The sequence below is a fragment of the Streptomyces bathyalis genome (genome assembly GCF_015910445.1).
Classification (GTDB): Bacteria; Actinomycetota; Actinomycetes; order Streptomycetales; family Streptomycetaceae; genus Streptomyces; species Streptomyces bathyalis.
The window spans coordinates 1,181,975-1,203,234 of the sequence record NZ_CP048882.1; the positions used below are offsets into that span (position 1 = coordinate 1,181,975).

Consider the following 21,260-nt stretch of genomic DNA (forward strand, 5'->3'; position numbering starts at 1 on the left):
CGGACGACGTTACGGCCCATCGCGCGGCCGGCGCGATCAGAATCCGGACCCTCCGCAGCGGTCGGCCACAGCCGAACCACCGCTCGGCGCCGCAGCCGTCTCGAGCCGCCATCCGCAGGAACCGGCAGCCGAGCTCGGCCCCAACGCCGCGCCGCGCCAACTGGCTTGCCGCTGGGCCAGGTTGCAAAAGCCTTACTATCCCCGCTTGGGTACGATTATGGAGTTTTACGTGACGCTCTTGCGGATATCCTCTGAAGGAGTAGTAGAGCCTGTTTGGGCTGATATGTCCCACTTGGGACTCGCTCATCGGGCCGCTGCGAGAAGCGGGGTGGGGGTGCAGGCGCCGATCGTCATCGGCGGCTTGTAGCAACGTTCAGGACGCTCGGGGGGATCTTGAAGTTCGTCATTTCGCTGTCGCCATCGCTGCGACAGCCTCAGCACAGCTCGTCGAGCGACAACGCTCCGATATCCACGAACCCGAGAGCGTTCGTGCGCCCTGCTCAGCCGGGTGCGGAGGCGTCCGCCGCGGTCGTGGCCGCGGGCGCGTCAGAAACAGGCGGGGACCCGGGCGGCGCGAGCGCCGTCCCGACGGCATGGACGGGTCGCTGCGCCAGGCGCCTGGCGCAGCGCACGGCGGCGACACATCCATCGGCCGGCAGAGCAGCGTCCCGTGGTCGCGCGTCCCTCGTCGAGGAGTCCCGTGATGCGCAGTTCGGGGACTTGAGGAGGATTCTTCCTGATCAGTCAGGACATCGGTGGAACGGCCGTGGATTCCGCCGACGGCGGCACCGCTCAAGTGGGCCTCTTGCGACGGCCCGTCTCTTCATCATCAACAGCCCAGCGAAAGGCCGCCGCCCATGAAGCGAACGATTACGTTGATCATCGCGCTCGTTGTCGCCTTGTTGCCGATGACACCGGCGCACGCCGCGGTCAAGAAAGCCAAGGCGCCGCTCAGTTGCGAGTATCGGACGTTCACCTCCACCCCGGGCCCGCGCTTCAACGACCCGGAGGACCCCGAGGCCCAGATGGAGATCATGGGCCCGCTCATCGACTCGATCAACAGCGCCAGTTGCGGGCAGACCATTCGCGTCGCCATGTATTCGATCAGCAGCGCACAGCCCGGCCCGGAATTCGCCGGCGCCCTGATCGCCGCACACCAGCGCGGTGTCATCGTCAAGGCGCTGATGGACGTCCACAGCGACAACGGGGTCTGGCAGTCGGTGGTCAACGAGCTGGGCAACGACCCGCGAGCCTCCAGCTTCGCCGCCATGTGCCCGGGCGGCTGCCTGACCCACTACGCCGGCTCCTCGCTGCATGCGAAGTTCTACATGTTCAGCGGCGGGCTCGAGGCGAACAGGTCGGTGACCGTCAGCAGCGCCAACCCCACCTCCGCCCAGGCCGGGACCGCGTGGAACAGCAGCGCCACCGTCAAGGGCAACGTCGCCCTGTACAACTCCTACGTCAGCTTCTTCACCGCCATGGCCAAGGGGGCGCTCAACGGCCCCGGCCCGCTGGCACCCGACTACTACAGCTCCACCAAGGGCACGGCCGCCAGGACGCTGTCCCCGCCCTCCTACCAGTGGCCCAAGGCGCGCTCCAAGAGCGACACCTGGGTCGACTTCCTGAACAACATCAAGGCACCGGCGACGATCAACATCGCCATGTTCCAGTGGACCTCGCACGGGAGGCCGGGCGAGCGGAACTATCTGGAACTGCCGAAGAAGCTGGTGAGCCTGTCCAAGACCGGCGTCAAGATCCACATTCTGATCACCGCGGGAATGGTCGATGACAGCGTGCAGAACTACCTGAAGGACCGGCCGAACATCTACGTGCACGACACCACCCGCGAAACCGACGCGAACGGCTACGCCAAGCATTACACGCACGACAAGTACATGATGGTCAGCGGAAATTACGCAGGTACGGCCAACTCCAAGCTGGTCTTCGTCGGTTCCTCGAACTGGACGAGCAACGGCGTCTGGCACAACGACGAGTCGGACCTGAAGCTGACCGGCAGCTCCAGCTACAGCACATTCATGGCGGACTGGCAGAACCAGTACGACCGTTGCTGCGGGACGGCGGGGCGGCAGTCGATCGCCGAGGAGCGCGGCGAGAGTACGGCGCGAGAGCTTCCGATCGATCCGAGTCAGGCCCGGGAGTAGGCGTTCCGGTCCGGACAGTGAGGCTCCTGGCGGACAGGGCAAGGCCAACACCGCCTGTCCGCCAGGAGCTTCCCCGTCGGCCGGCCATCGGGCTCGGCGTGGGCACCACCAGCTGACCTGCTCAGTCTGAGGTCTGCTGGAAAAGACTCAGTGGGCGCGGGGCAGCCGGTGGAGCTGCACCTGCGACAGTCCCTCCTCGGTGACCTCGGCGGTCATGTAGGTGCAGTACGGCTGGCGCCTGCGGTCCGTCGGCGAGCCCGGATTGAGCAGGCGCAGGCGCCCCGAGGCCGTGCTGTCCCAGGGGATGTGACTGTGGCCGAAGACCAGAACGTCCGCTTCGGGGAAGCGCTCGGCGCAGCGGCGCTCGCGGCCCCGCGCCTCCCCCGTCTCGTGCACGACGGCGAAGCGCACCCCTGCCAGTTCGACGTCCGCCACCTCGGGAAGGCGCTCGCGCAGAGCGGGCCCGTCGTTGTTGCCGTACACGCCGACGAGCCGCCGGGCGCGCGACTCGAACAGGTCGAGGGTGTCGGTGTCGACCCAGTCCCCCGCATGGAAGACGACGTCTGCAGCGTCCAGTTCGTCGAGCAGCGGGTCCGGGAGTCGCTTGGCGCGCTTGGGCAGATGGGTGTCCGTGGTCAGCAGCAGTCGCACGCCCGCGACGATAGCGCTCCGGCCCCTGCGGGCTCGGAAGCCACCGCACGGCAGGGACCGGGCAACTGACAGGTCGTCACCAATCGGCCCGCGGAACCGGGCGGTTGAGGGCAACGTCGCAGTGCACATGAGCCATGCATGGGGGAACGCCCGCATCGCGCTGCGGGCCGGCGCGGGTGCCACGTTGGCCGGAGCACTGCTCACCGGCTGCGGGAGCGACTACACCGGCGAGACGGAGTGGAACGCCCCTCGCCGCTACAGCTACACGCTCGAGTCACGCACCATGGTCATGAGCGGAAGCTTCCGGATCCACGTCACGGACGGCAAGGTCGTGCGGGCCAGGCTCCTCGGTGACGGCAAGAGGCCTCCCGGCAGGCTCAGTGACTGGGTCTTCTCCGTCGAGGAGTTGCTGAAGAGGGTCGAGCGCGCGCGGAACGAGGAAGCGCACAGGGCCGAGGTCACGTTCGACGGCAAGCGCCGTCCCACAGGTGTGGAACTCGACCAGCACGAGGAGGCCGCCGACGACGAGGCCTCGTACAAGATGCGCGACTACCGGTTCGAGTGACGACGAGGCCACCCGCGAAGCGTCCGCCCGCACGCCCGACCCCCGCACCCCACCGTGCGCGCCGCCCCGCCATGGCGTGCGCAGCGGATGAGGCGCGGGTCCGTCTGGAAGGCGGGTCTTGTGCGGCGTGCGACGTGCGGCCCGACCCGGCCCCTGCGGACCGCAGCAACGGGACGGTCAGCGCGCGGGCTGCTCCGCCGTCACCTCGCCGGCACGCGGCTCCGGCACCGGAGCGTCGCCGGGATCGCCGCGCCGCCGCCGGCCCAGGTGGTTGAAGAGCAGATTGAGGACGACCGCGGTGACGCAGCCCGTCGAGATGCCGGAGTCCAGGATGATCCGTGCGCTGCCCGGGAAGACGTCGTAGAAGTCCGGGGCGGCGACGGGGACGACACCGACGGCCAGCGACACCGCGACGATCACTATGTTGCTGTCGTCGCCCAGGTCGGCCCTGGCGAGGGTGCGGATTCCGCTGGCGGCGACGGAGCCGAAGAGGACGACGCCCGCCCCGCCGAGCACCGGCTGCGGCACGGTCGCGATCAGGGCGGCCGCCACCGGGCAGAGCCCCATCAGGATGAGCATGCCGCCGCCCGCGGCGACCACGAAGCGGCTGCGGATCCTCGTCATCGCGACGAGGCCGATGTTCTGCGCGAAGGCCGTGGCCAGGAAACCGTTGAAGAAGGGGCTGATGAAGGAGCCGAGCGTGTCGGCGCGGAGCCCGGCGGCGATGGTCTTCTCGTCCGCGGGCCGGTCCACGATCTCGCCGAGGGCGAGCATGTCGGCGGTGGACTCCGTCATCGAGACGAGCATGACGATGCACATCGAGACGACGGCGGCCAGGGCGAACTGCGGCGCACCGAAGTGGAATGGGGTGGGGAAGCCGACGATGCCGGCGTCGCTCAGCGCGCCGAAGTCGGTGATGCCGACGGGGACGGCGATCAGCGTGCCCACGACGAGTCCGAGCAGAACCGCGATCTGCTTGACGAAGCCGCGGGTGAAGCGGCTCAGCAGCAGAACGACGAGGAGGGTGACACCGGCCATGGCGATGTTCTTCGTCGCGCCGTAGCCGGGTGCCTCCGGGTCGCCGCCCTGCGCCCAGTTGAAGGCGACGGGCATCAGTGAGACGCCGATGAGCGTGATGACGCTGCCCGTGACCACGGGCGGGAAGAAGCGCACCAGCTTGCTGAAGTACGGAGCCAGTACGAAGCCGAGGGCGGCTGCCACCATGCAGGCGCCGAATATGACGGGCAGAGCGTCCTCGTGCCCCTCCGACTTGTCGATGGCCAGCATCGGCGCGACGGAGGCGAAGGTGACGCCGTTGACGAAGGGCAGCCGTGCGCCTATCCGCCACACGCCCAAGGTCTGCAGCAGCGTGGCGATGCCCGCGAGGAACAGGCTGGCACCGGTGAGGAAGGTCAGTTCGGTGACGGACAGCCCGACCGCCGAGCCGATGATCAGGGGCGGGGCGACCACGCCCGCGTACATGGCCGCCACGTGCTGCAGGCCGGTGGTGATGAGCTTGAGGGGCGGGAGCGTCTGGTCGACGGGATGCTTTGCCTGCGTGGCGGGTCCGGGCGGGATCGCCGCGCCGGGTGGCGGTGCGGCTTCGGGTGCGGCTTCGGGGTCCTGCGCCGGCTGCCGGTCGCTGCCGCCCTGCGGCTTCTCGTCGTGTGCGGGCGTATCGGTCACGGCGGGTCCTCCTGTCGGTCTTCACAGCTCACGTTCGTTCACGGTGTTTCTGTGCGCTGCCCCCCGGCTTTCGCCGGGCGGTGCCCCAAGCCGGTGGTGCCGGACCGTCCCGGGAGCGTGAGGGGTTGGGCCACGCCCCTGGGAAGGGCTTGTATGTGTGTCTGGCCCGGCCGGGAGCCGTCCCTCCCGGCCGGTGTCATTGGGTTGTCGCGGCTCGGGGCTCAGCCCTCGTCCGCGGCGATGCGGGCGAGCCGCCGGGCTTCGTCCCGCGTCTCGCGTGCGATCAAGTCCTCGTCGGCGTTGGTGAGATGGCCGTCCTCGACGACCGTACGGCCGTCCACGAGCGACAGCGTGACCGGTGCGGCGGCGCCGAGCACGAGCGCGGCGATCGGGTCGGCGATCGAGGAGTGCCCGATGCCGTCGATCCGCCACAGCACCAGGTCGGCGAGCTTGCCCGGCTCCAGCGACCCGATCTCGTGGGCCCTGCCGAGGACTTCGGCTCCGCCGTACGTTCCCAGTCGCAGCGCCTCACGGGCGGTGAGGGCCTTCTCCTTGTGCGCGCCGAGCCGGTTGACGAGCAAGGCGTTGCGCAACTCGGTGTGCAGTTCGCCGGATTCGTTGGACGCGGTTCCGTCGACGCCGAGGCCGACCGGGATGCCCGCGGCGAGCATGTCCGGTACCCGTGCGATGCCCGCGGCCAGGCGGGCGTTGGAGGAGGGGCAGTGGGCCACGCCCGTGCGGGTGCGGGCGAAGGCTGCGATGTCGGAGTCGCTCATGTGGACGCAGTGCGCCATCCACACGTCGTCGCCGAGCCAGCCCACCGATTCCAGGTAGTCGGTGGGTCCCATGCCGAACCGCTCGTGGCAGAACTTCTCCTCCTCCACCGTCTCCGAGCCGTGCGTGTGCAGACGTACGCCCTTGCGGCGGGCCAGTTCGCCTGCCTGGCGCAGCAGTTCGGTCGTCACGGAGAAGGGCGAGCAGGGTGCGACGCCGATGCGCAGCATCGAATCGAAGGACGGGTCGTGGTGGGTGTCGATGGCCTCTTCGGTGGCGGCAAGGGCGTCGTCGGTGGTCTCGACGGCGAAGTCCGGGGGCAGTCCGCCGTCGGACGCGCCCAGATCCATGGAGCCGCGGGTGGGGTTGAAGCGGACGCCGATGTCGCGCGCGGCACCGATCTCCGCGCCGAGGAGGTCGCCGGAACCGCGCGGGAAGACGTAGTGGTGGTCCATCGCCGTGGTCACGCCGCCGCGGACCATCATGCCGAGGGACCCCCGTGCGGCGGCGCGCACCATGTCCTCGTCGATGCGTGCCCATACGGGGTAGAGGGCGACGAGCCAGTCGAAGAGGTTGGCGTTCTGGGCGAGTCCGCGGGTGAGCCACTGGTAGAAGTGATGGTGGGTGTTGACCAGGCCCGGCGTGGCGAGGTGCCCGGTGCCGTCCACGCGGCGCACGACGTTTTCGAGGCCCGCGGGTGCACTGCCTTCGCCGACGGACTCGATCCGGTTGCCGGCGACGACGACGTGGCCGCGGGCATGCTCGGTGCCGTGCGCGTCGACGGTGGCGATTGCGCAGTTCTCGATGACGACGCGCTCTGTGCGGTCTGCCGGATCAGTCATGGTGTCAGGAGTCCTCGATGCCGGTGGGACGGAAACAGGTACAGGGACGGCCAAAGCAGCCGCGCCGGACGGAAATCGGGGGCGGGCGCCCGGTCGCAGGAGCCCGCCGGTTCCGGGCCGCCGCTTCTCACAGGTTGGTCAGGTCGAGGGGTATCCGCGCCTCGGCGCCCTCGCGCAGCACCGTCGCCTCGATGAGCCCGTACGGGCGGTCGGCGGCGATGTAGACGGCGCCGTCGGCGGCTTCGTTCTTGATGCCGAACGGCTCCAGGTCGACCTTGAAGTGGTGCTTGTTGGGCATGGAGAACCGGATCTCCTCCAACTCGGGCCTCCCCTCCAGGACTTGGGATCCCATCCGGTAGAGGGTCTGCTGGAGGGAGAGGGAGTAGGTCTCCGCGAAGGCACCCAGCATGAGCGCCTTCGTGCCTTCGTAGGAGCTCTGCCAGTCGGGGGCCGACGCATCGTCCTCGCCGTTCCAGCCGTGCCGCCACACGGCGCTCACCTCGGTGGCGAGGATGCGGTCGTAGTCCTCCTTCAAGGTCGTGTACTTGTCCTTGATGTAGCCCCAGAACTCCGAGTCGGTGGAGTTGAGGACCGTGAGTCCCTTGAGCCCGCTGAGGATCTCGACGGTGGAGCCGTCGTAGGTGACCTGCGCCGTGCGGGTCTCCTGGCCGCGGCGCACGAAGGAGTGCGGTGCCTCGCCTTCGGAGGTGGCGATCCGCTCCCACGCGTACTCCTCCACGCGGATGCGTGCCGTGCGGATCGGTTCGGTGGCGTCCACGAAGTGACGTGCGAGCGCGAGGCCGAACTGCTCGGCGGATTCGATGCCTTGCTCCTTGGCGAAGGCGAAGACGGTGTTCTTGGTCGTGTCGGTGGGCAGGACGTTCGCGTTGGAGCCGGAGTAGTGGACCTCGTCCAGGTCACCGCTGAGGGAGACCGAGACGTTGAGGTCCCTGATGTGGTGGGTCGCGCCGTCCCTGGTGATCTTGACGACGCGGTTCTCCGCCTTGCCGTACTGGTTCTGGCCGAGAATCGTGGTCGGCACCGTCATTCGCTGTCAGCTCCCTCGGTATACGGAATAGCCGAACGGGTTGAGCAGCAGCGGCACGTGATAGTGCTCGCCCGGGGCGACCGCGAAGACGACCGTCACCTCGGGGAAGAAGCTCCCCCGCTCCCCCGCCTCGTGCTCCTCGTGCGTCCTGTTCGCGTTCAGATACGGCTCGACCCCGAAGGTGAGCCGGGCATGTGCGGTGCCCTCCGGCAGTGCCGGAAGGTCCTTGCAGCGTCCGTCCGCGTCCGTGGTCGAGGCGGAGTGCGCGGACCACTCCGCCTTGCCGTCGGTGCGCACGGACAGCTCCACACCGACGCCCGCTGCGGGACGGCCGACGCTGGTGTCGAGGATGTGCGTCGACACCGATGCCGTCGCGCCGCCCGGGTTGCCGCTCATGTTCGCTCGCCTTCCACATCTGCCGGACGTGCCGTCTCTGCCAGCGAGGTCAGCCGGATCCGGTTGATCTTCGTCAGTTCGGTGCGGACGATCTCACGTTCCTCTTCGGGTGAGTTGCCGATGCGGCTGCGTGCGGCGTCCCTCATCTCCTCGCCGCTCAGGCCGGTCGCGCAGATCAGGAAGACGTGGCCGAACTGCTCCTGGTAGGCCAGATTCAGCTCCAGCATTTCCTCCTTCAGCCTGTCGGAGGCGCCGGCCATGCCGCGCTGCTCGCGCGCCGAGGACGGGTCGCCGGCCCGTGGACGTCCGATGGGCGGATGCCCTGCCATGGCCTCGGCGAGGTCCTCGGCGGTGAGCTCCGCCATCGCCGCGTCGTTCGCGGCGAGCAGTTCGGCCGGGGTGGCGTACGGGCGGCGGTCGAGCACCGCACCCGCCCACGCCCGGGCGGCGCAGACCTCCTGGAGCGCGCTGCGGGCATCGCTCTCCACGGCGGAGTTGAGCCAGGTCAGACCCGGCGTCGCGGGGGAAGGGGAAGGCGTCACGTATGCCTCCGGAGACTGTTCGGACTGGGAACAGCTAAACCCCGGAGGAGGGCAACGTCAACAGTTTGTTGAAATTCAGGTGCGCGGTGAATGGCTCCGGTGCGAGCGACGGCGGTCCGGCCGCGCCTGAAGTTCCGGTCCTAAAGGCCCTGGTGGTGGCGCCGTGGCAGCCCCCCGGCAACCCATGTCCTCATGGGCGTCGCCGCGTAGGACCGGGGCATGTGGTGGCGGGCCGGCCTCCTCTCGCCGTCGGCGTTGCGGCCGGAACGTCGTGGCCGCCCCACTCCGCCACTCCCCACTTACATGCGATTCGCATACAGTGCACTCATGGAATCCGTACTGGAAGCAGCCGTCGGCCGTTGGCATGCGACGGTGAACGACGGCGACCCGGGGCCTGCCGCCGACGCGGTCACCGACCCGGTCGTCGTGCTGGGCCCGAAGGGCGCCGGCCCGATCTCGCCTGCCGAGTTCGCGGACTGGGTGCAGCGGTCCGGGATCAAGCTGGTCCCGCAGACGTGGCATCCGGTCAGCGAGCGGCTGATGGTGGTCGAAGAGGACGCCACCTGGCCCGGGAGTCACATCCCGACCAGGGTGGCCACGCTCTTCCGGGTCACCGGCGAGCGGGTGTCCGCCTCGCTGCGGTTGCCCGACCTCGACTCGGCACTCGACCTGGCATACATCTGCCGCGAGATGGCAGCCACGGAGTGAGCAGGACTGCCAAGGCCCGGCCCGGCGCCGATCGCGGCCCGGGTCAGGTGCTCTTCGAGTTCGTCCGCCACTGGTCGCGCCGCCCTCACGCGAGCGAACCCCAGGGGGCGGAGCCGGGACGTCTCGTGCTCGTCACGGAGGCCGTCCACTCCCTGACGCGGCGGGAACCCGCGACCGTCAACGCGGTGGCGCACGAGATCGGCATCGACCAGAGCGGCGCGTCCCGCCTGGTCAAGAGCGCGGTCGCGGCCGGATACCTGCGGATGCGCGCACCGGAGGCCGACGGCCGGCGCCGTGAGCTGTCGGTCACCCCGGCGGGCCTTGCCATGCTCGACGAGGCACATGAATGGCAGGAAGCCGTCTTCGCCCGGCTCACCGAGGGCTGGAGCGAGCGGCAACGCACCGAATTCCGGCAAGCGATGCTGAGCCTGCTCGAACGTTCACAGGCGCCCGGCGGGACGGGGCTGCGTCGAAGTCCGTGACCCGTGCACGCGGAGAGCGAGCGGCTCAGGCCCCCGGGGACCCCTGGTCGCCGCCCTCGCGGGTCTCGCGGTTGAGGTAGTTGTAGACCGTGAAGCGGCTGACACCGAGGGCGCTCGCCACGGTCTCGACGCCGTGCCGCACGGAGAAGGCGCCGCGGCTCTCCAGCACGCGCACGACCGACTGCTTGGTCCTGCGGTCCAGTTCGGCGAGCGGCATCCCGTGGCGGCGTTCCAGCTCGGCGAGGATGTGGTCGAGCGAGTCGGACAGGTGCGGCAGCCGTACGGCGACGACGTCCCGTCCCTCCCAGGCGAGGACCACGTCGTCGCCCTTCGCCTCCTCCGGCGAGACCATCTCTCCGCCCATGGCGTCGACCAGCGGCTTGACCGCGTCCGCGAAGCGGCGCCCTTCCTGTGCGTCGGCAGCGGTCATGCCCCGCCCCCGGCGGCACCCGGCTCCGTGTCCGCGAGGACGTTGAGCTGGAGCGAGATGCGGGTCGCGCCGGCGCCGAGCGAGTCGCGAAGCAGGGCCTGGACCGCGTCGAGCACGTCCTCGGCCCGGCCCTCCACCGTGTTGCCGAACGGGCCCACGTCGACGGAGTCGAGCGGCGCGCTCTGCACGACCTCCCGGGCCACCAGCGCATGCCGCGGCGCCTCGTCCAAATCGAAGGGCTCCGTCGTGAACTCAACTCGCAATCGCACGTCGTCAACCTACGCGAACGCCACGGGGAGCGGCCATCGGAAGGGGCGGCGGACGGCGGCCGAGAGCGTTGCCCGTGGTCTCAGCCTGCGGCAGACCCCTTGACAGCTTCCGGGATCCGAGAGCAGTCTTCCATAAAGCAGAAAGCTACTTTCACAATACGAAAACTTGCCCGCACCGACCGGAGGAAGGCGATCGCCGTGGCGTCCCAATCCGAGCTCGCCGGCATCGGCGGCACCGATCACCGCTACACCGTCAACCTGTCGATCCTCTTCACCGAGCTTCCGCTGCTCGAACGCCCCGCCGCGGCCGCGGCCGCGGGCTTCACCGCGGTCGAGCTGTGGTGGCCGTGGGTGGACGCACCCGTGCCCGAACGGGCCGAACTGGACTCGCTGCGACGGGCGTTGACCGACGCCGGCACCCGGCTGACGGGTCTGAACTTCTACGCGGGCCAGCTGCCCGGACCGGACCGCGGTGCGCTGTCGGTGCCGGGTGAGGAGTCCGAGAAGTTCCGCCGGAACATCGACGTCGCCGTGGACTTCGCCCAGTCGACCGGCTGCACCGCACTCAACGCCCTCTACGGCAACCGCGTATCGGGGGCCACGCCGGACGAGCAGGACCGACTCGCCCTGGAGAACCTGGTGTCGGCGGCACGCGCGGCCGACAGCATCGGAGCGGTGCTGCTCATCGAGGCCCTCAACGCCATCGAGTCGCCGCACTGCCCCATCGTCAGCGCCCCCAGGGCCGTCTCGGTCGTGGACGAGGTCAACGAGGCCACGGGGCTGGACAACACGAGGTTCCTGATGGACCTCTACCACCTGGCGATGAACGGCGAGGACCTGCACAAGGTCATCGACGACCACGCGGCCCGCACCGGACACGTCCAGATCGCCGACAGCCCGGGCCGAGGTGCTCCCGGCACCGGCGAACTCGACTTCCCCGACCTGCTGGAGCGCCTCGCCAAGGCGGGTTACGAGGGCCGGATCGGCCTGGAGTACAAGCCCGGCGACCTTCCGAGCGCCGAGAGCTTCGAGTGGCTGCCGCGTCCGCTGCGCCGCGCCTGAGTGCTCAGGCCGGGCCGCGGCCTCACCGGTGCCACGGCTCGCACCCGGCCCCGCCACCGGCACCCGGCCGGACGCGCTCCGGCCCGGGGCCGCGCTCCCGCCAAGTACGCCCGTAGGCAACAGACTTCGAAAGGCATGACCCCATGAGCCACACCCCGGACAACACGAAGATCGGATTCATCGGTCTCGGCATCATGGGCACCCCCATGGTGCGCAACCTCGTCTCCGCCGGCTACGCCGTGACCGCGTTCGACCTCGACCCCGCTCGCGTCGACCAGGCCGTCGAGAACGGCGGCAGCGCCGCGTCCTCCATCGCGGACGCCGTCCGCGGGGCCGACGTCGTCATCACAATGGTCCCCGCGTCGCCGCAGGTCGAGCAGGTCGTGCTGCACGAGGGCGGCGTGCTGGAGCACATCCGCTCGGGCGGCCTGCTCATCGACATGTCCTCCATCACCCCGCAGACGTCGGTGGACGTGGCGAAGGCCGCTGCCGCCAAGGGCGTCGACGTGCTCGACGCTCCCGTCTCCGGCGGCGAGGCCGGAGCCGTGGAAGGTGTGCTGTCCATCATGGTCGGCGGCGAGCGCGAGACCTTCGAGGCGGCACTGCCCGTTCTCGAGGCGCTCGGGAAGACGATCGTGCTGTGCGGTCCGCACGGCTCGGGGCAGACGGTGAAGGCCGCCAACCAGCTGATCGTCGCCGTCAACATCGAGGCTGTCGCAGAGGCCGTGGTCTTCCTGGAGAAGTCCGGCGTCGACCTCCCGGCGGCACTGGACGTGCTGGCCGGCGGGCTCGCCGGCTCCACCGTGCTGAACCGCAAGAAGGAGAGCATCCTCGCGGGCGACTTCCGGCCCGGATTCAAGATCGACCTGCACCACAAGGACATGGGCATCGTCACCGACGCGGCACGCAACGTCGGCGCGACCGTCCCCGCGGGTGCGCTGCTGGCCCAACTCGTCGCGGCGCTGCGGCAGCAGGGCGACGGCGGCCTCGACCACTCCGCGCTGGTGCGCGGCGTGCGACGCCTCTCCGGCGAGAAGGTGGAGGACTGACGCATGGCCCCGAAGCGAATGCCCGCGATGAACGCCGCCGTCTCGATCATGGTCGACGAGGGGGTGGACATCGCCTTCGGCTGCCCCGGCGCGGCGATCCTCCCGCTGTACAAGGCGATGGAGGAGGACGGCCGCATCGATCACCTGACGGTCCGCCACGAGGAGGGCGCGACCCACATGGCCGACGGGTGGGCCCGTACGAACGGCAAGGTCGGCGTCGCCATCGCCACCTCAGGTCCGGGGGCGACCAACCTCGTCACGGGCCTCTACACCGCGCAGGCCGACTCCATCCCGATGGTGTGCCTCACGGGCCAGGCGGTCTCGCCGAAGCTGCATCAGGAGGCGTTCCAGGCCGTCGACATCGTCGAGATCGCCAAGCCCGTCACCAAGTGGGCCGTGCAGATCAAGGAGCCGGCGCAGATCCCGTGGGCCTTCCGCGAGGCGTTCCGCATCGCCCGTGCGGGCCGTCCGGGCCCTGTGCTCATCGACCTGCCGCTGGACCTGGCCAAGCGGGAGATCACCTACGACGCGGAGATCGACACGCGGCTCCCGGTGCCCGCGGTCGAACCTCATCTGCCGCGTGTGGAGCGGGCGCTGGACATGCTGCTGGCTGCCGAGCGGCCGCTGATCCTGGCGGGCGGTGGCGTGATCCTCGCCGACGCGGGTTCGGAACTGCGGGAGCTCGTCGAGGAGTTGAGGGTTCCCTTCCAGGTCACCCTGATGGGCAAGGGCGTCATCGAGGACGACCACGAGCTGAACCTCGGCACGACCGGGATCCAGACCTCGCAGCGCTACGCCAACGCCTCGTTCCTGGAGTCCGACTTCGTGCTCGCCGTCGGCGCGCGCTTCGGCGACCGGCACACCGGCGCGAACATCGACATCTACCGCGGCGAGCGCACGTTCGTGCACGTCGACATCGAACCGGCCCAGATCGGCAAGGTCTTCGAACCGGACCTCGGCATCGTCTCCGACGCCGGTCTCTTCCTGACGGCGCTGCTTGCCGAGGCCCGCAAGCGCAAGGCGCGGGCGGACGTGGGGAGTTGGGTCGAGCGCTGCCAGGAGCTGAAGCGCACGCTGGTGCGCCGGGAGGACTTCGACTCCACGCCGGTGAAGGCACCCCGCGCGTACAAGGAGATCAACGAGGCCTTCGACGAGAACACCTACTTCGTCACCGCGATCGGGCTGTACCAGATCTGGGGCGGCCAGCATCAGAAGGCCTACCTCCCGCGGCACTACCAGGTCTGCGGACAGGCGGGCCCGCTGGGCTGGGAGGTCCCCGCGGCGATCGGCGTGAAGAAGGCACTGGAGGGGATGGGCGAGCCGGACGCCGAAGTCGTGGGCATCGTCGGCGACTACGGGTTCCAGTACCTGGTGGAGGAGCTGGCGGTCGCCGCCCAGTACAACGTGCCGTACGTGCTGATCATGCTCAACAACGAGTACCTGGGCCTGATCCGGCAGGCCGAGATCGGTTACGGCATGAACTACCAGGTCGACATCCACTACGACGAGTTCGGCACGGACAACGTCAAGCTCATGGAGGCCTACGGCTGTTCGGGACAACGCGTCTGGGAGCCGGCGGACATCTCCGGAGCGATCCAGTGGGCTCGCAAGGAGGCTGTGGCCACCTCGCGTCCCGTACTCGTGGAGATCATGATCGAGCGCGAGGCGAACACGCCGCACGGACCGGACATCGACGCCGTGCGGGAGTTCGAGGAGGCGTAACGGTCACGGGGCAGGTCCCGTTCGGCCGGGCGCGGCGGCGGCCATCAACGTCGCGCCCGGCCCGGCGGATCTGCCCGCAGACCCCGGGCGGCGGTGGCGCCGGCAACTGTCATGTCGCGCCCTCCGGCTCCACCGCCGACCGGCCGAACCGGCTCCTTCCGCGTGCCGCGTGTCCCACAGCCCGCCGCACGCGGAGGGCCCGCCGGCCCCGTTCGCACCAATTTCTGTTCCGTTCCTCTTCGGAAACCCCGCCCTTTCAGGGACGATATGAGCAGGGCCGCAAGGCCCGTCGTCCCCGATCCCGCCGACCGTTTCCCGTTCCGCTGATGCCGCTGGAGCCGAAGAGATGGCAGAAAGCGTGCCCGTGCGCTGCCCCGAGTGCCGCCGCGAGCACACCTACACGCCGCCGGTCTACCCCTGCGACTGCGGCGCTCCCGTCACGCTCCCACTGCTGCGCGACGGCACCCCGGCGCAGGTGAGGCACCGCACCTGGGCGGGGTCCTGGGTGGAGGTCCGCTGTCCTGCGTGCGGCACGTCCCGGGAGTGGCCGCAGCCCGAACTCGGCTGCCGGTGCGGCACGTTGCTGCGGATGCCCGTGGTGCCGCCGCAGCCCGGGCCCGCCTCCGGGGACCTGTCGGGCAGCGTCGACTGCCCGGATCCGGCGAGTGCCGCGAGCCTCGACCGTCCGCCGGACGCCGCCGAACTCCCCGGCGCCGAAGGCGCCGACGCCGCCGACACCTCAGCTGCACCGCCCACGCCCGCCGGCACACCGACTGGAAGCGCGGGCCCCTTCACCGCTCCCGCACCGCTCAAGGCGCACGGCACGCAGGAACAGCCACGGCACGCGACGCGCCCCGCCTTCCGCCCCGTCACGATCCGCACCGCCCAGGACGCCCGCACGGCAGCAGCCGAATATCTGCGCTGGCTCGGATTCCCCGGGGTGCGGGTGACGGAGAAGCGTCCGGCATCGGGGGTGGATGTACGCGGCGCCGGGATCATCGCGCACGTCGACCCCACGACCGCCCCGACGACCCTGCGCGAGGTCGAGACGCTCTGGCTGAACGGGCTCAACGAGGAAGTGGGGACGGCCTGTTTCTCCCTCGCGGGCTACTCGCGCGAGGCCCGCACCCGCGCGGACGCGCTGTCCGTGCCGCTGTTCGTCCTCGATCTGACGGGCATGCCGCAGGCCGTGAACGACCCGGCCGACGACCTGGTCCGCTCGGTCTGCTGACACGGGACGCCCTGGCCCTCCCGGTGAACGCCCCGCGCTCGACGCCGCCCGCGCGGCCCCGCACGCTCACCGCGCGATCAGCCCCATGAGCGCCGGCCGCTCGCTCAGCGCTCCTCGCGGAACTCCTCCCCCGGCTCCTGTGCCGCGTGCGCCCGCAGCTCGACGCGGCGGATCTTCCCGGAGATCGTCTTCGGCAGTTCGGCGAACTCGACGACCCGGACCCGCTTGTACGGCGCGAGCGTCTCCCGCGAGTGCGCGAAGATCACCTTCGCCGTCTCCGGCCCGGGCTCCCAGCCCTCCGCCAGGACCACGTACGCCTTCGGCACGGCCAGCCTCAGCTCGTCCGGCGAAGGCACCACCGCGGCCTCGGCGACCGCCTCGTGCTCCAGCAGCGCGCTCTCCAGCTCGAACGGGGAGATCTTGTAGTCGCTCGCCTTGAACACGTCGTCGGAACGCCCGATGTAGGTGATGTAGCCGTCCTCGTCGCGCGCACCGATGTCGCCGGTGCGGTAGTAGCCGCCGGCCATCGCCTCCCCGGTGCGCTCGTCGTCGCCGCGGTAACCCGTCATCAGCCCGACGGGACGGGCGGACAGGTCGAGGCAGATCTCGCCCTCGTCGGCGCCCGCCTCTCCCGTCACCGGGTCGAGCAGCGTCACCTCGAACCCCGGCATGGCCCGTCCCATGGAACCCGGCTTGAGCTGCTGCCCCGGGGAGTTGGCGACCTGCACCGCCGTCTCGGTCTGGCCGAACCCGTCGCGGATGGTCCTGTCCCAGGCACGCCGCACATGCTCGATGACCTCGGGGTTGAGCGGCTCGCCCGCGGCGACGACCTCGCGCGGCACGGCCTTCAGCTTGCTCAGGTCGGCCTGGATGAGCATGCGCCACACGGTGGGCGGCGCGCAGAAGCTGCTCACGCCGGCCTTCTCGATCTCGGCGAGGAGCCGGTCCGCGTCGAAGCGCGTGTAGTTGTAGATGAAGATCGTCGCTTCCGCGTTCCAGGGAGCGAAGACGTTCGACCACGCGTGCTTGGCCCACCCGGGCGAGGAGATGTTGAGGTGCACGTCCCCCGGCTCCAGCCCGATCCAGTACATCGTCGCCAAGTGACCGACGGGATAGGAGACATGGGTGTGCTCGACCAGCTTGGGCCGGGCCGTGGTGCCGGAGGTGAAGTAGAGCAGCAGCGTGTCCTGGGCACGGGTGGGACCGCCGGGCTCGAAGTCCGGTGAGGCGCCGTAGACGTCCTCGTAGGCGAGCCAGCCCTCCTCCGGACTCCCGCCGCCGCCGACGGCGATACGGGTGTAGTCGCCCTCCACGGTCGCGAACTTGGCCGTGTCCTCGGCCCGTACGACGACATGGCGGGCCTCACCGCGGTCGATCCGGTCGGAAAGGTCCGCCGGGCCGAGCAGCGGGGTCGCCGGGATGACGACGGCGCGCAGCTTCATGCAGGCCAGCAGTGTCTCCCACAGCTCGACCTGGTTGCCGAGCATCACGATGACGCGGTGGCCGGGCTCGACGCCCTGCGCACGGAGCCAGTTGGCGGCCTGCGCCGAACGTGAGCGCATCTCCGCGAAGGAGTAGCGGGCCGCGGTGCCGTCCTCCTCGACGATGTGCAGCGCGGTGCGGTCGTTGCCCTCGGCGACGGCGTCGAACCAGTCGAGCGCCCAGTTGAAGTACTCGGGCCTGGGCCAGGAGAAGGCGGTGCGCGCGGTGTCGTAGTCGGTCCGGTGCCGCAGCAGGGTGTCCCGGGCGGCGCGGAAGGCGTCGGTGGGGCTGGTGGGCTCGGTCGCCGTCATCGTCAACTCCTCGGATGCCGCTCTGTACTGCCGGTGCGCCGCGGGGCCCCGATTCCCTCCGAAGGACCCTCCGGGGGCTGCTTCCACGGTCCGCCGCTGGTCACACTGCGGATCATCCTGAGTCACCGAGCGCCCCGGCACCACCCCCGGGCGGCAGTTCGTACGTGGGCCGTGGATGCTGGAGAGGTGTCACCGGCCTCCCCGGACGCGACGAGCGCGAGCACCACGCGGCGCCTGCTGGTGCTGGCCATCTGCTGCATGAGCCTGCTGATCGTCAGCCTCGACAACACGGCGCTCAACGTCGCGCTGCCCTCGCTCCAGCGGGACCTGAACGCATCCGTCTCCGGGCTGCGGTGGACGCTCGACGCCTACACGGTCGTCATCGCCTCCCTGCTGATGCTCTCCGGTTCGACGGCGGACAGGGTGGGGCGGCGCCGCGTCTTCCAGACGGGGCTCGTGCTCTTCACGGGTGGCTCGCTGCTGTGCGCCCTCGCGCCGGGCCTCGGCTGGCTCGTCGTGTTCCGCGCGCTCCAGGCCGTCGGTGGTTCGATGCTCAACCCCGTCGCGATGTCGATCATCACGAACACCTTTGTCGAACCGCGGGAGCGGGCACGGGCCATCGGCGTGTGGGGCGGCGTCGTCGGGCTCTCCATGGCGGCCGGCCCGCTGCTGGGCGGCGCGCTCGTCGCGTCGGTGAGCTGGCGCGCCATCTTCTGGCTGAACATCCCCATCGGGCTCGCGGCGCTGCTGCTGACCGCGCTGTTCGTACCGGAGTCGCGCGCACCGCAGCCGCGACGGCTGGACCTGGGCGGCCAGCTGCTGGTGATGGCCACGCTCGGCACGCTCACCTTCGCCATCATCGAGGGCCGCAACGCCGGCTGGACCTCGCCGCTGATCCTCGGCTGCTTCGGCGCCGGCGCGTGCGCGGCCGCGGTTCTGCCGTTGTACGAGCGGCGCCGCCCCGAACCGCTCGTCGAATTCCGCTTCTTCCGCAGCGTCCCCTTCTCCGGCGCCGCGCTCACGGCGGTCACGTCGTTCGCCGCGCTGACCGGATTCCTCTTCCTCAGCACCCTGCATCTGCAGAACGACCGGGGCCTCTCGGCGTTCGAGGCCGGTCTTCATCTGCTGCCGATGGCCGCGATGACCGCCGTCTTCGCGCCACTGTCAGGGCATCTGGTCGCCGTACGCGGCGCACGTCTGCCACTGCTGCTAGCGGGTGTGTTCATGACGGCGAGCGGCGTGCTGTTCGCGCTCTTCGACGCCGAGCGGACCGACATGCTGCTCTTCACCGCGTACGTCCTGTTCGGCATCGGCTTCGGCCTGGTCAACGCGCCCATCACCAACGCCGCGGTCTCCGGGATGCCCCGCTCACGCTCCGGTCTGGCTGCGAGCATCGCCTCGACAAGTCGTCAGGTCGGCTCGGCACTGGGCGTCGCCGTCATCGGAGCGGCCGTCGCCGCCGGTTCGGACGTGACGGCCTGGTGGATCCTCACCGGATGCGGCGCGGCGGTGCTGCTGCTGGCGCTCCTCACCACCGGGCCCCGGGCGCGGGCCGGCGCGGACCGTGTCGCCTCCTGCCTGCCGCCCGAGCCGGCGGATGCCTCACCGGCATCCCCCGGCTGACAAGAGCTTCGACGGCCGCCGGGCGCAGGGTGCCGGGGCGGCCGACCCGTATTCCGTTTCCGGGTGCCGGGGCGGTGCGCGGCCACCCGCCGACGGCTACTGCGCGACCGGGGGCTCCTCCTGGACGGGACGGACGATCACCGGGTGGCTGACCGCGCCCTCCGGCACCGGGCAGCTGTGCACCCGGGCCGCGATCTGCGTCGCCCGGTCGAAGCTCTCGCACTCCAGCAGCCAGTACCCGACCAGCACTTCCTGTCCCACGCCGTACCCGTCGCGGGACACCAGGGGGCGGCCGTCCTTCTCGCCTGTGACGACCCCGGCCTCCGACGGTGCGGTGAGGCCCTGGCCCTCGATGAGTTCACCGGAAGCGGCGAGATCCTCGTTGAGCTTCTGCATGAAACCGAACATGGCCTTCAGGTCGTCCTTGGTCCAGGCGGGTGCTTCCGCCGAGGCGTTGCCGTCCATCGCGTCGTACTCGGACTGCGTCCCCTGGAGCATGATCATGAACTTCATGGCGGCCTCCTCGTCACACTTCGGCCCCCGCGCTTCGGGGACCGTCACAAGTGACGGACACGGGCCGGTGCCGGAATTCATCGGCCTGAAAGGGTCTCACCTGGCAAAAACGGGGCAAGGGCACCCGCCTCACCCCACGTCTGCGTGGAGTTCTTGACGGATGCGCGACAGGACCGTCAGGACTCGTAGTGAAGTGCGCGGACGAAGAAAAGATCGGAAGGACGTGCGCACTCCTGCACGAGGGATGGGGCACCATCAAGAACGTGTTGACGGGGGACCGGAACCATCGCATCAAGCGGGGCGGCCGTGGCACGGTGACCGAGCATCAGCTCCAGGCCACCGCACGGCCCGTCCGTCCCCGCTATGAGCGTGTACGGCGGGAACAGAAACCGCGGCGGACGCGCCGGCGCCCCATGGCCTGGTTCGTCGGCCTGGTGCTGGCGGTGCTGAGCGTGCCCCTCACCTTCCGCGGCATGAACGATGACGGGCCCACACCCATCGCTCAACTCCTCGCCTTCCTGCCCTGGTTCCTCGTGCCGGGATGGCTGGCGCTGCTCTACACGGTGCTGGCACGCCGGGGCTTCCTCGCCGTCTGGGCGATCGCCGTGCTCGCCGCCACCGTGGGATACACCCTGCCCCAGGGTCCGGACGCGCCCGCCGGTGTCTCCGAGCGGACGGGAAAGGCACGCTTCCGGGTCCTGACCGCCAACGTGCGCTACGGCACCGCGACGGAGGCACTGGTGCAGACGCTGCGCCGGGAGCGCCCCCAGCTCGTCGCCGTCCAGGAGTGCGACACCCGGTGCGTGGAGGCGCTGCGCAGCGCCAGGATGTACGAGACGTACCCGTACCGGAACATCATCGAGAGCGGCGGCGCGGGCGGTTCGGCACTGCTGAGCGCGTTCCCCTTGAACAAGAAGTCCTCCCTGCCTGGGCGCTTGGCCATGCCGAGCGCTGTCGCCGACATCGCCGGCACGAGCGTGAAGGTGCAGGTCGCCCATCCGATGCCGCCCACCCCTGAGTCCCTGGGCAGCTGGCGCAAGGAGCTCAAGACGCTGCGTGCGTACGGCGCTTCACGAGGCAGCACGCCGACGATCGTCGCGGGCGACTTCAACTCCTCCCAGGACCACGCCGCCTTCCGCTCCCTGCTGCGGACCGGACTGAACGACTCCGCCCGCCTCACCGGCCAGTCCCGCACACCGACGTGGCCCAACAACACGCCGCTGCGTCCCATGGGCGCGCAGATCGACCACGTCCTCGTCAGCGACCCGCTGACGGCGGTCGACGCCCAGTTCCTCGAACTCAAGGGCTCGGACCACCTGGCCGTACTGGCGGATCTGAAGCTGTTCTGAACCGCTGCGGACCGCTCCGGGGGTTCCGCCGTGGCTCGTCGCCCGGCTCTCCATTTCACCCGGCGGCGTCCGGGCAGCTGTCCGGAAGAGTGCGTGACGCGCATCAGCCGATGCCCCCGGGGAAAGGTGCCGCCCCGACCGGCCACGCGCTCCACGCCGCGCGTCAACTGCGGGCCGAGATCGGGGGGTTGGGCGTCGGCAAGCAGCCGTGTGCCTGGGCTCCCGTTCGGGTCGCGGAGGGCGCGGAGGGCGCGGAGGGCGCGGCGCCGGCGATGCGCCGACTTGGCTCCGCCCTGTCCAGCGGGCCGCGTTCGGCACGTGCTGGCTGCGTGTCCGTGCGGCATCGAGGCCGACCGCACATGG

The 21,260-nt window shown here is 70.2% G+C and carries 19 protein-coding genes and 1 pseudogene; 10 read left to right on the top strand and 10 right to left on the bottom strand.

Annotated features, from left to right (window positions below):
- Positions 1-857: 857 nt before the first annotated feature.
- Positions 858-2,162 carry a phospholipase D-like domain-containing protein gene (locus tag G4Z16_RS05215; RefSeq protein WP_197349417.1) on the top strand — a complete coding sequence of 435 codons (1,305 nt, stop codon included), beginning with the start codon at positions 858-860 and terminating at the stop codon, positions 2,160-2,162.
- Between the two features lie 147 nt (positions 2,163-2,309).
- Here the strand turns inward: G4Z16_RS05215 and G4Z16_RS05220 are convergent, their stop codons facing one another.
- On the bottom strand, positions 2,310-2,813 hold the full coding sequence (locus tag G4Z16_RS05220; RefSeq protein WP_197349418.1) for a metallophosphoesterase family protein: 504 nt from the start codon (positions 2,811-2,813) through the stop codon (positions 2,310-2,312).
- A gap of 127 nt (positions 2,814-2,940) precedes the next feature.
- On the opposite strand from G4Z16_RS05220, the gene G4Z16_RS05225 reads away from it, so the two are divergent.
- Positions 2,941-3,378, top strand: a complete 438-nt coding sequence (locus tag G4Z16_RS05225) for a DUF6174 domain-containing protein (protein WP_197349419.1) — start codon at positions 2,941-2,943, stop codon at positions 3,376-3,378.
- 177 nt (positions 3,379-3,555) lie between these two features.
- Here the strand turns inward: G4Z16_RS05225 and G4Z16_RS05230 are convergent, their stop codons facing one another.
- From G4Z16_RS05230 to uraD, 5 genes are all read right to left on the bottom strand, one after another.
- Entirely contained in the window at positions 3,556-4,956 is a 1,401-nt protein-coding gene (locus G4Z16_RS05230; protein WP_246531217.1) for a nucleobase:cation symporter-2 family protein, read from the bottom strand.
- 329 nt (positions 4,957-5,285) lie between these two features.
- On the bottom strand, positions 5,286-6,680 hold the full coding sequence (locus tag G4Z16_RS05235) for an 8-oxoguanine deaminase (RefSeq protein ID WP_197349421.1): 1,395 nt from the start codon (positions 6,678-6,680) through the stop codon (positions 5,286-5,288).
- 127 nt (positions 6,681-6,807) lie between these two features.
- Positions 6,808-7,728: a factor-independent urate hydroxylase gene (gene pucL / locus G4Z16_RS05240; RefSeq protein ID WP_197349422.1), complete on the bottom strand. Its 921-nt coding sequence runs from the start codon at positions 7,726-7,728 to the stop codon at positions 6,808-6,810.
- Between the two features lie 6 nt (positions 7,729-7,734).
- On the bottom strand, positions 7,735-8,124 hold the full coding sequence (gene uraH, locus G4Z16_RS05245; RefSeq protein ID WP_197349423.1) for a hydroxyisourate hydrolase: 390 nt from the start codon (positions 8,122-8,124) through the stop codon (positions 7,735-7,737).
- Positions 8,121-8,666 (bottom strand): 2-oxo-4-hydroxy-4-carboxy-5-ureidoimidazoline decarboxylase, encoded by a 546-nt coding sequence (gene uraD, locus G4Z16_RS05250; RefSeq protein WP_197349424.1) that lies wholly within the window; start codon positions 8,664-8,666, stop codon positions 8,121-8,123. Before uraD ends, uraH begins: the two co-directional genes overlap by 4 nt.
- Positions 8,667-8,993: 327 nt before the next feature.
- On the opposite strand from uraD, the gene G4Z16_RS05255 reads away from it, so the two are divergent.
- Entirely contained in the window at positions 8,994-9,374 is a 381-nt protein-coding gene (locus tag G4Z16_RS05255) for a hypothetical protein (RefSeq protein WP_197349425.1), read from the top strand.
- Positions 9,371-9,856 carry a MarR family winged helix-turn-helix transcriptional regulator gene (locus G4Z16_RS05260; RefSeq protein WP_197349426.1) on the top strand — a complete coding sequence of 162 codons (486 nt, stop codon included), beginning with the start codon at positions 9,371-9,373 and terminating at the stop codon, positions 9,854-9,856. Before G4Z16_RS05255 ends, G4Z16_RS05260 begins: the two co-directional genes overlap by 4 nt.
- A gap of 25 nt (positions 9,857-9,881) precedes the next feature.
- Here G4Z16_RS05260 and G4Z16_RS05265 read toward each other — a convergent pair whose 3' ends face one another.
- Positions 9,882-10,286: a helix-turn-helix domain-containing protein gene (locus G4Z16_RS05265; protein WP_197349427.1), complete on the bottom strand. Its 405-nt coding sequence runs from the start codon at positions 10,284-10,286 to the stop codon at positions 9,882-9,884.
- Entirely contained in the window at positions 10,283-10,555 is a 273-nt protein-coding gene (locus G4Z16_RS05270) for a YkoF family thiamine-binding protein (RefSeq protein ID WP_028436837.1), read from the bottom strand. The genes G4Z16_RS05265 and G4Z16_RS05270 overlap by 4 nt, the downstream gene beginning before the upstream one ends.
- Positions 10,556-10,780: 225 nt before the next feature.
- Here G4Z16_RS05270 and G4Z16_RS05275 point away from each other — a divergent pair, with 225 nt between their 5' ends.
- The 4 genes and pseudogenes from G4Z16_RS05275 to G4Z16_RS05290 all read left to right on the top strand — a co-directional run bounded on the left by G4Z16_RS05275 (position 10,781) and on the right by G4Z16_RS05290 (position 15,619).
- Entirely contained in the window at positions 10,781-11,617 is an 837-nt protein-coding gene (locus tag G4Z16_RS05275) for a TIM barrel protein (RefSeq protein ID WP_197354176.1), read from the top strand.
- 140 nt (positions 11,618-11,757) lie between these two features.
- A pseudogene (locus G4Z16_RS05280) lies at positions 11,758-12,666 on the top strand (2-hydroxy-3-oxopropionate reductase); the annotation flags it as partial.
- 3 nt (positions 12,667-12,669) lie between these two features.
- The gene (gcl, locus tag G4Z16_RS05285) at positions 12,670-14,388 is read left to right on the top strand and encodes a glyoxylate carboligase (protein ID WP_207794542.1); all 1,719 of its coding nucleotides are present in this window, start codon (positions 12,670-12,672) and stop codon (positions 14,386-14,388) included.
- Between the two features lie 346 nt (positions 14,389-14,734).
- Positions 14,735-15,619, top strand: a complete 885-nt coding sequence (locus G4Z16_RS05290; protein ID WP_197349429.1) for a hypothetical protein — start codon at positions 14,735-14,737, stop codon at positions 15,617-15,619.
- Positions 15,620-15,723: 104 nt separating this feature from the next.
- Here G4Z16_RS05290 and G4Z16_RS05295 read toward each other — a convergent pair whose 3' ends face one another.
- Complete coding sequence (locus tag G4Z16_RS05295; protein ID WP_197349430.1) at positions 15,724-17,412, bottom strand: AMP-binding protein; 1,689 nt, start codon at positions 17,410-17,412, stop codon at positions 15,724-15,726.
- 186 nt (positions 17,413-17,598) lie between these two features.
- Here G4Z16_RS05295 and G4Z16_RS05300 point away from each other — a divergent pair, with 186 nt between their 5' ends.
- Positions 17,599-19,035, top strand: coding sequence for an MFS transporter (locus tag G4Z16_RS05300; RefSeq protein ID WP_281393660.1), 1,437 nt, complete (start codon positions 17,599-17,601; stop codon positions 19,033-19,035).
- 96 nt (positions 19,036-19,131) lie between these two features.
- Here the strand turns inward: G4Z16_RS05300 and G4Z16_RS05305 are convergent, their stop codons facing one another.
- Entirely contained in the window at positions 19,132-19,548 is a 417-nt protein-coding gene (locus tag G4Z16_RS05305; RefSeq protein ID WP_197349431.1) for a YciI family protein, read from the bottom strand.
- 263 nt (positions 19,549-19,811) lie between these two features.
- On the opposite strand from G4Z16_RS05305, the gene G4Z16_RS05310 reads away from it, so the two are divergent.
- Positions 19,812-20,897, top strand: coding sequence for an endonuclease/exonuclease/phosphatase family protein (locus tag G4Z16_RS05310; RefSeq protein ID WP_246530689.1), 1,086 nt, complete (start codon positions 19,812-19,814; stop codon positions 20,895-20,897).
- Positions 20,898-21,260: the final 363 nt, after the last annotated feature.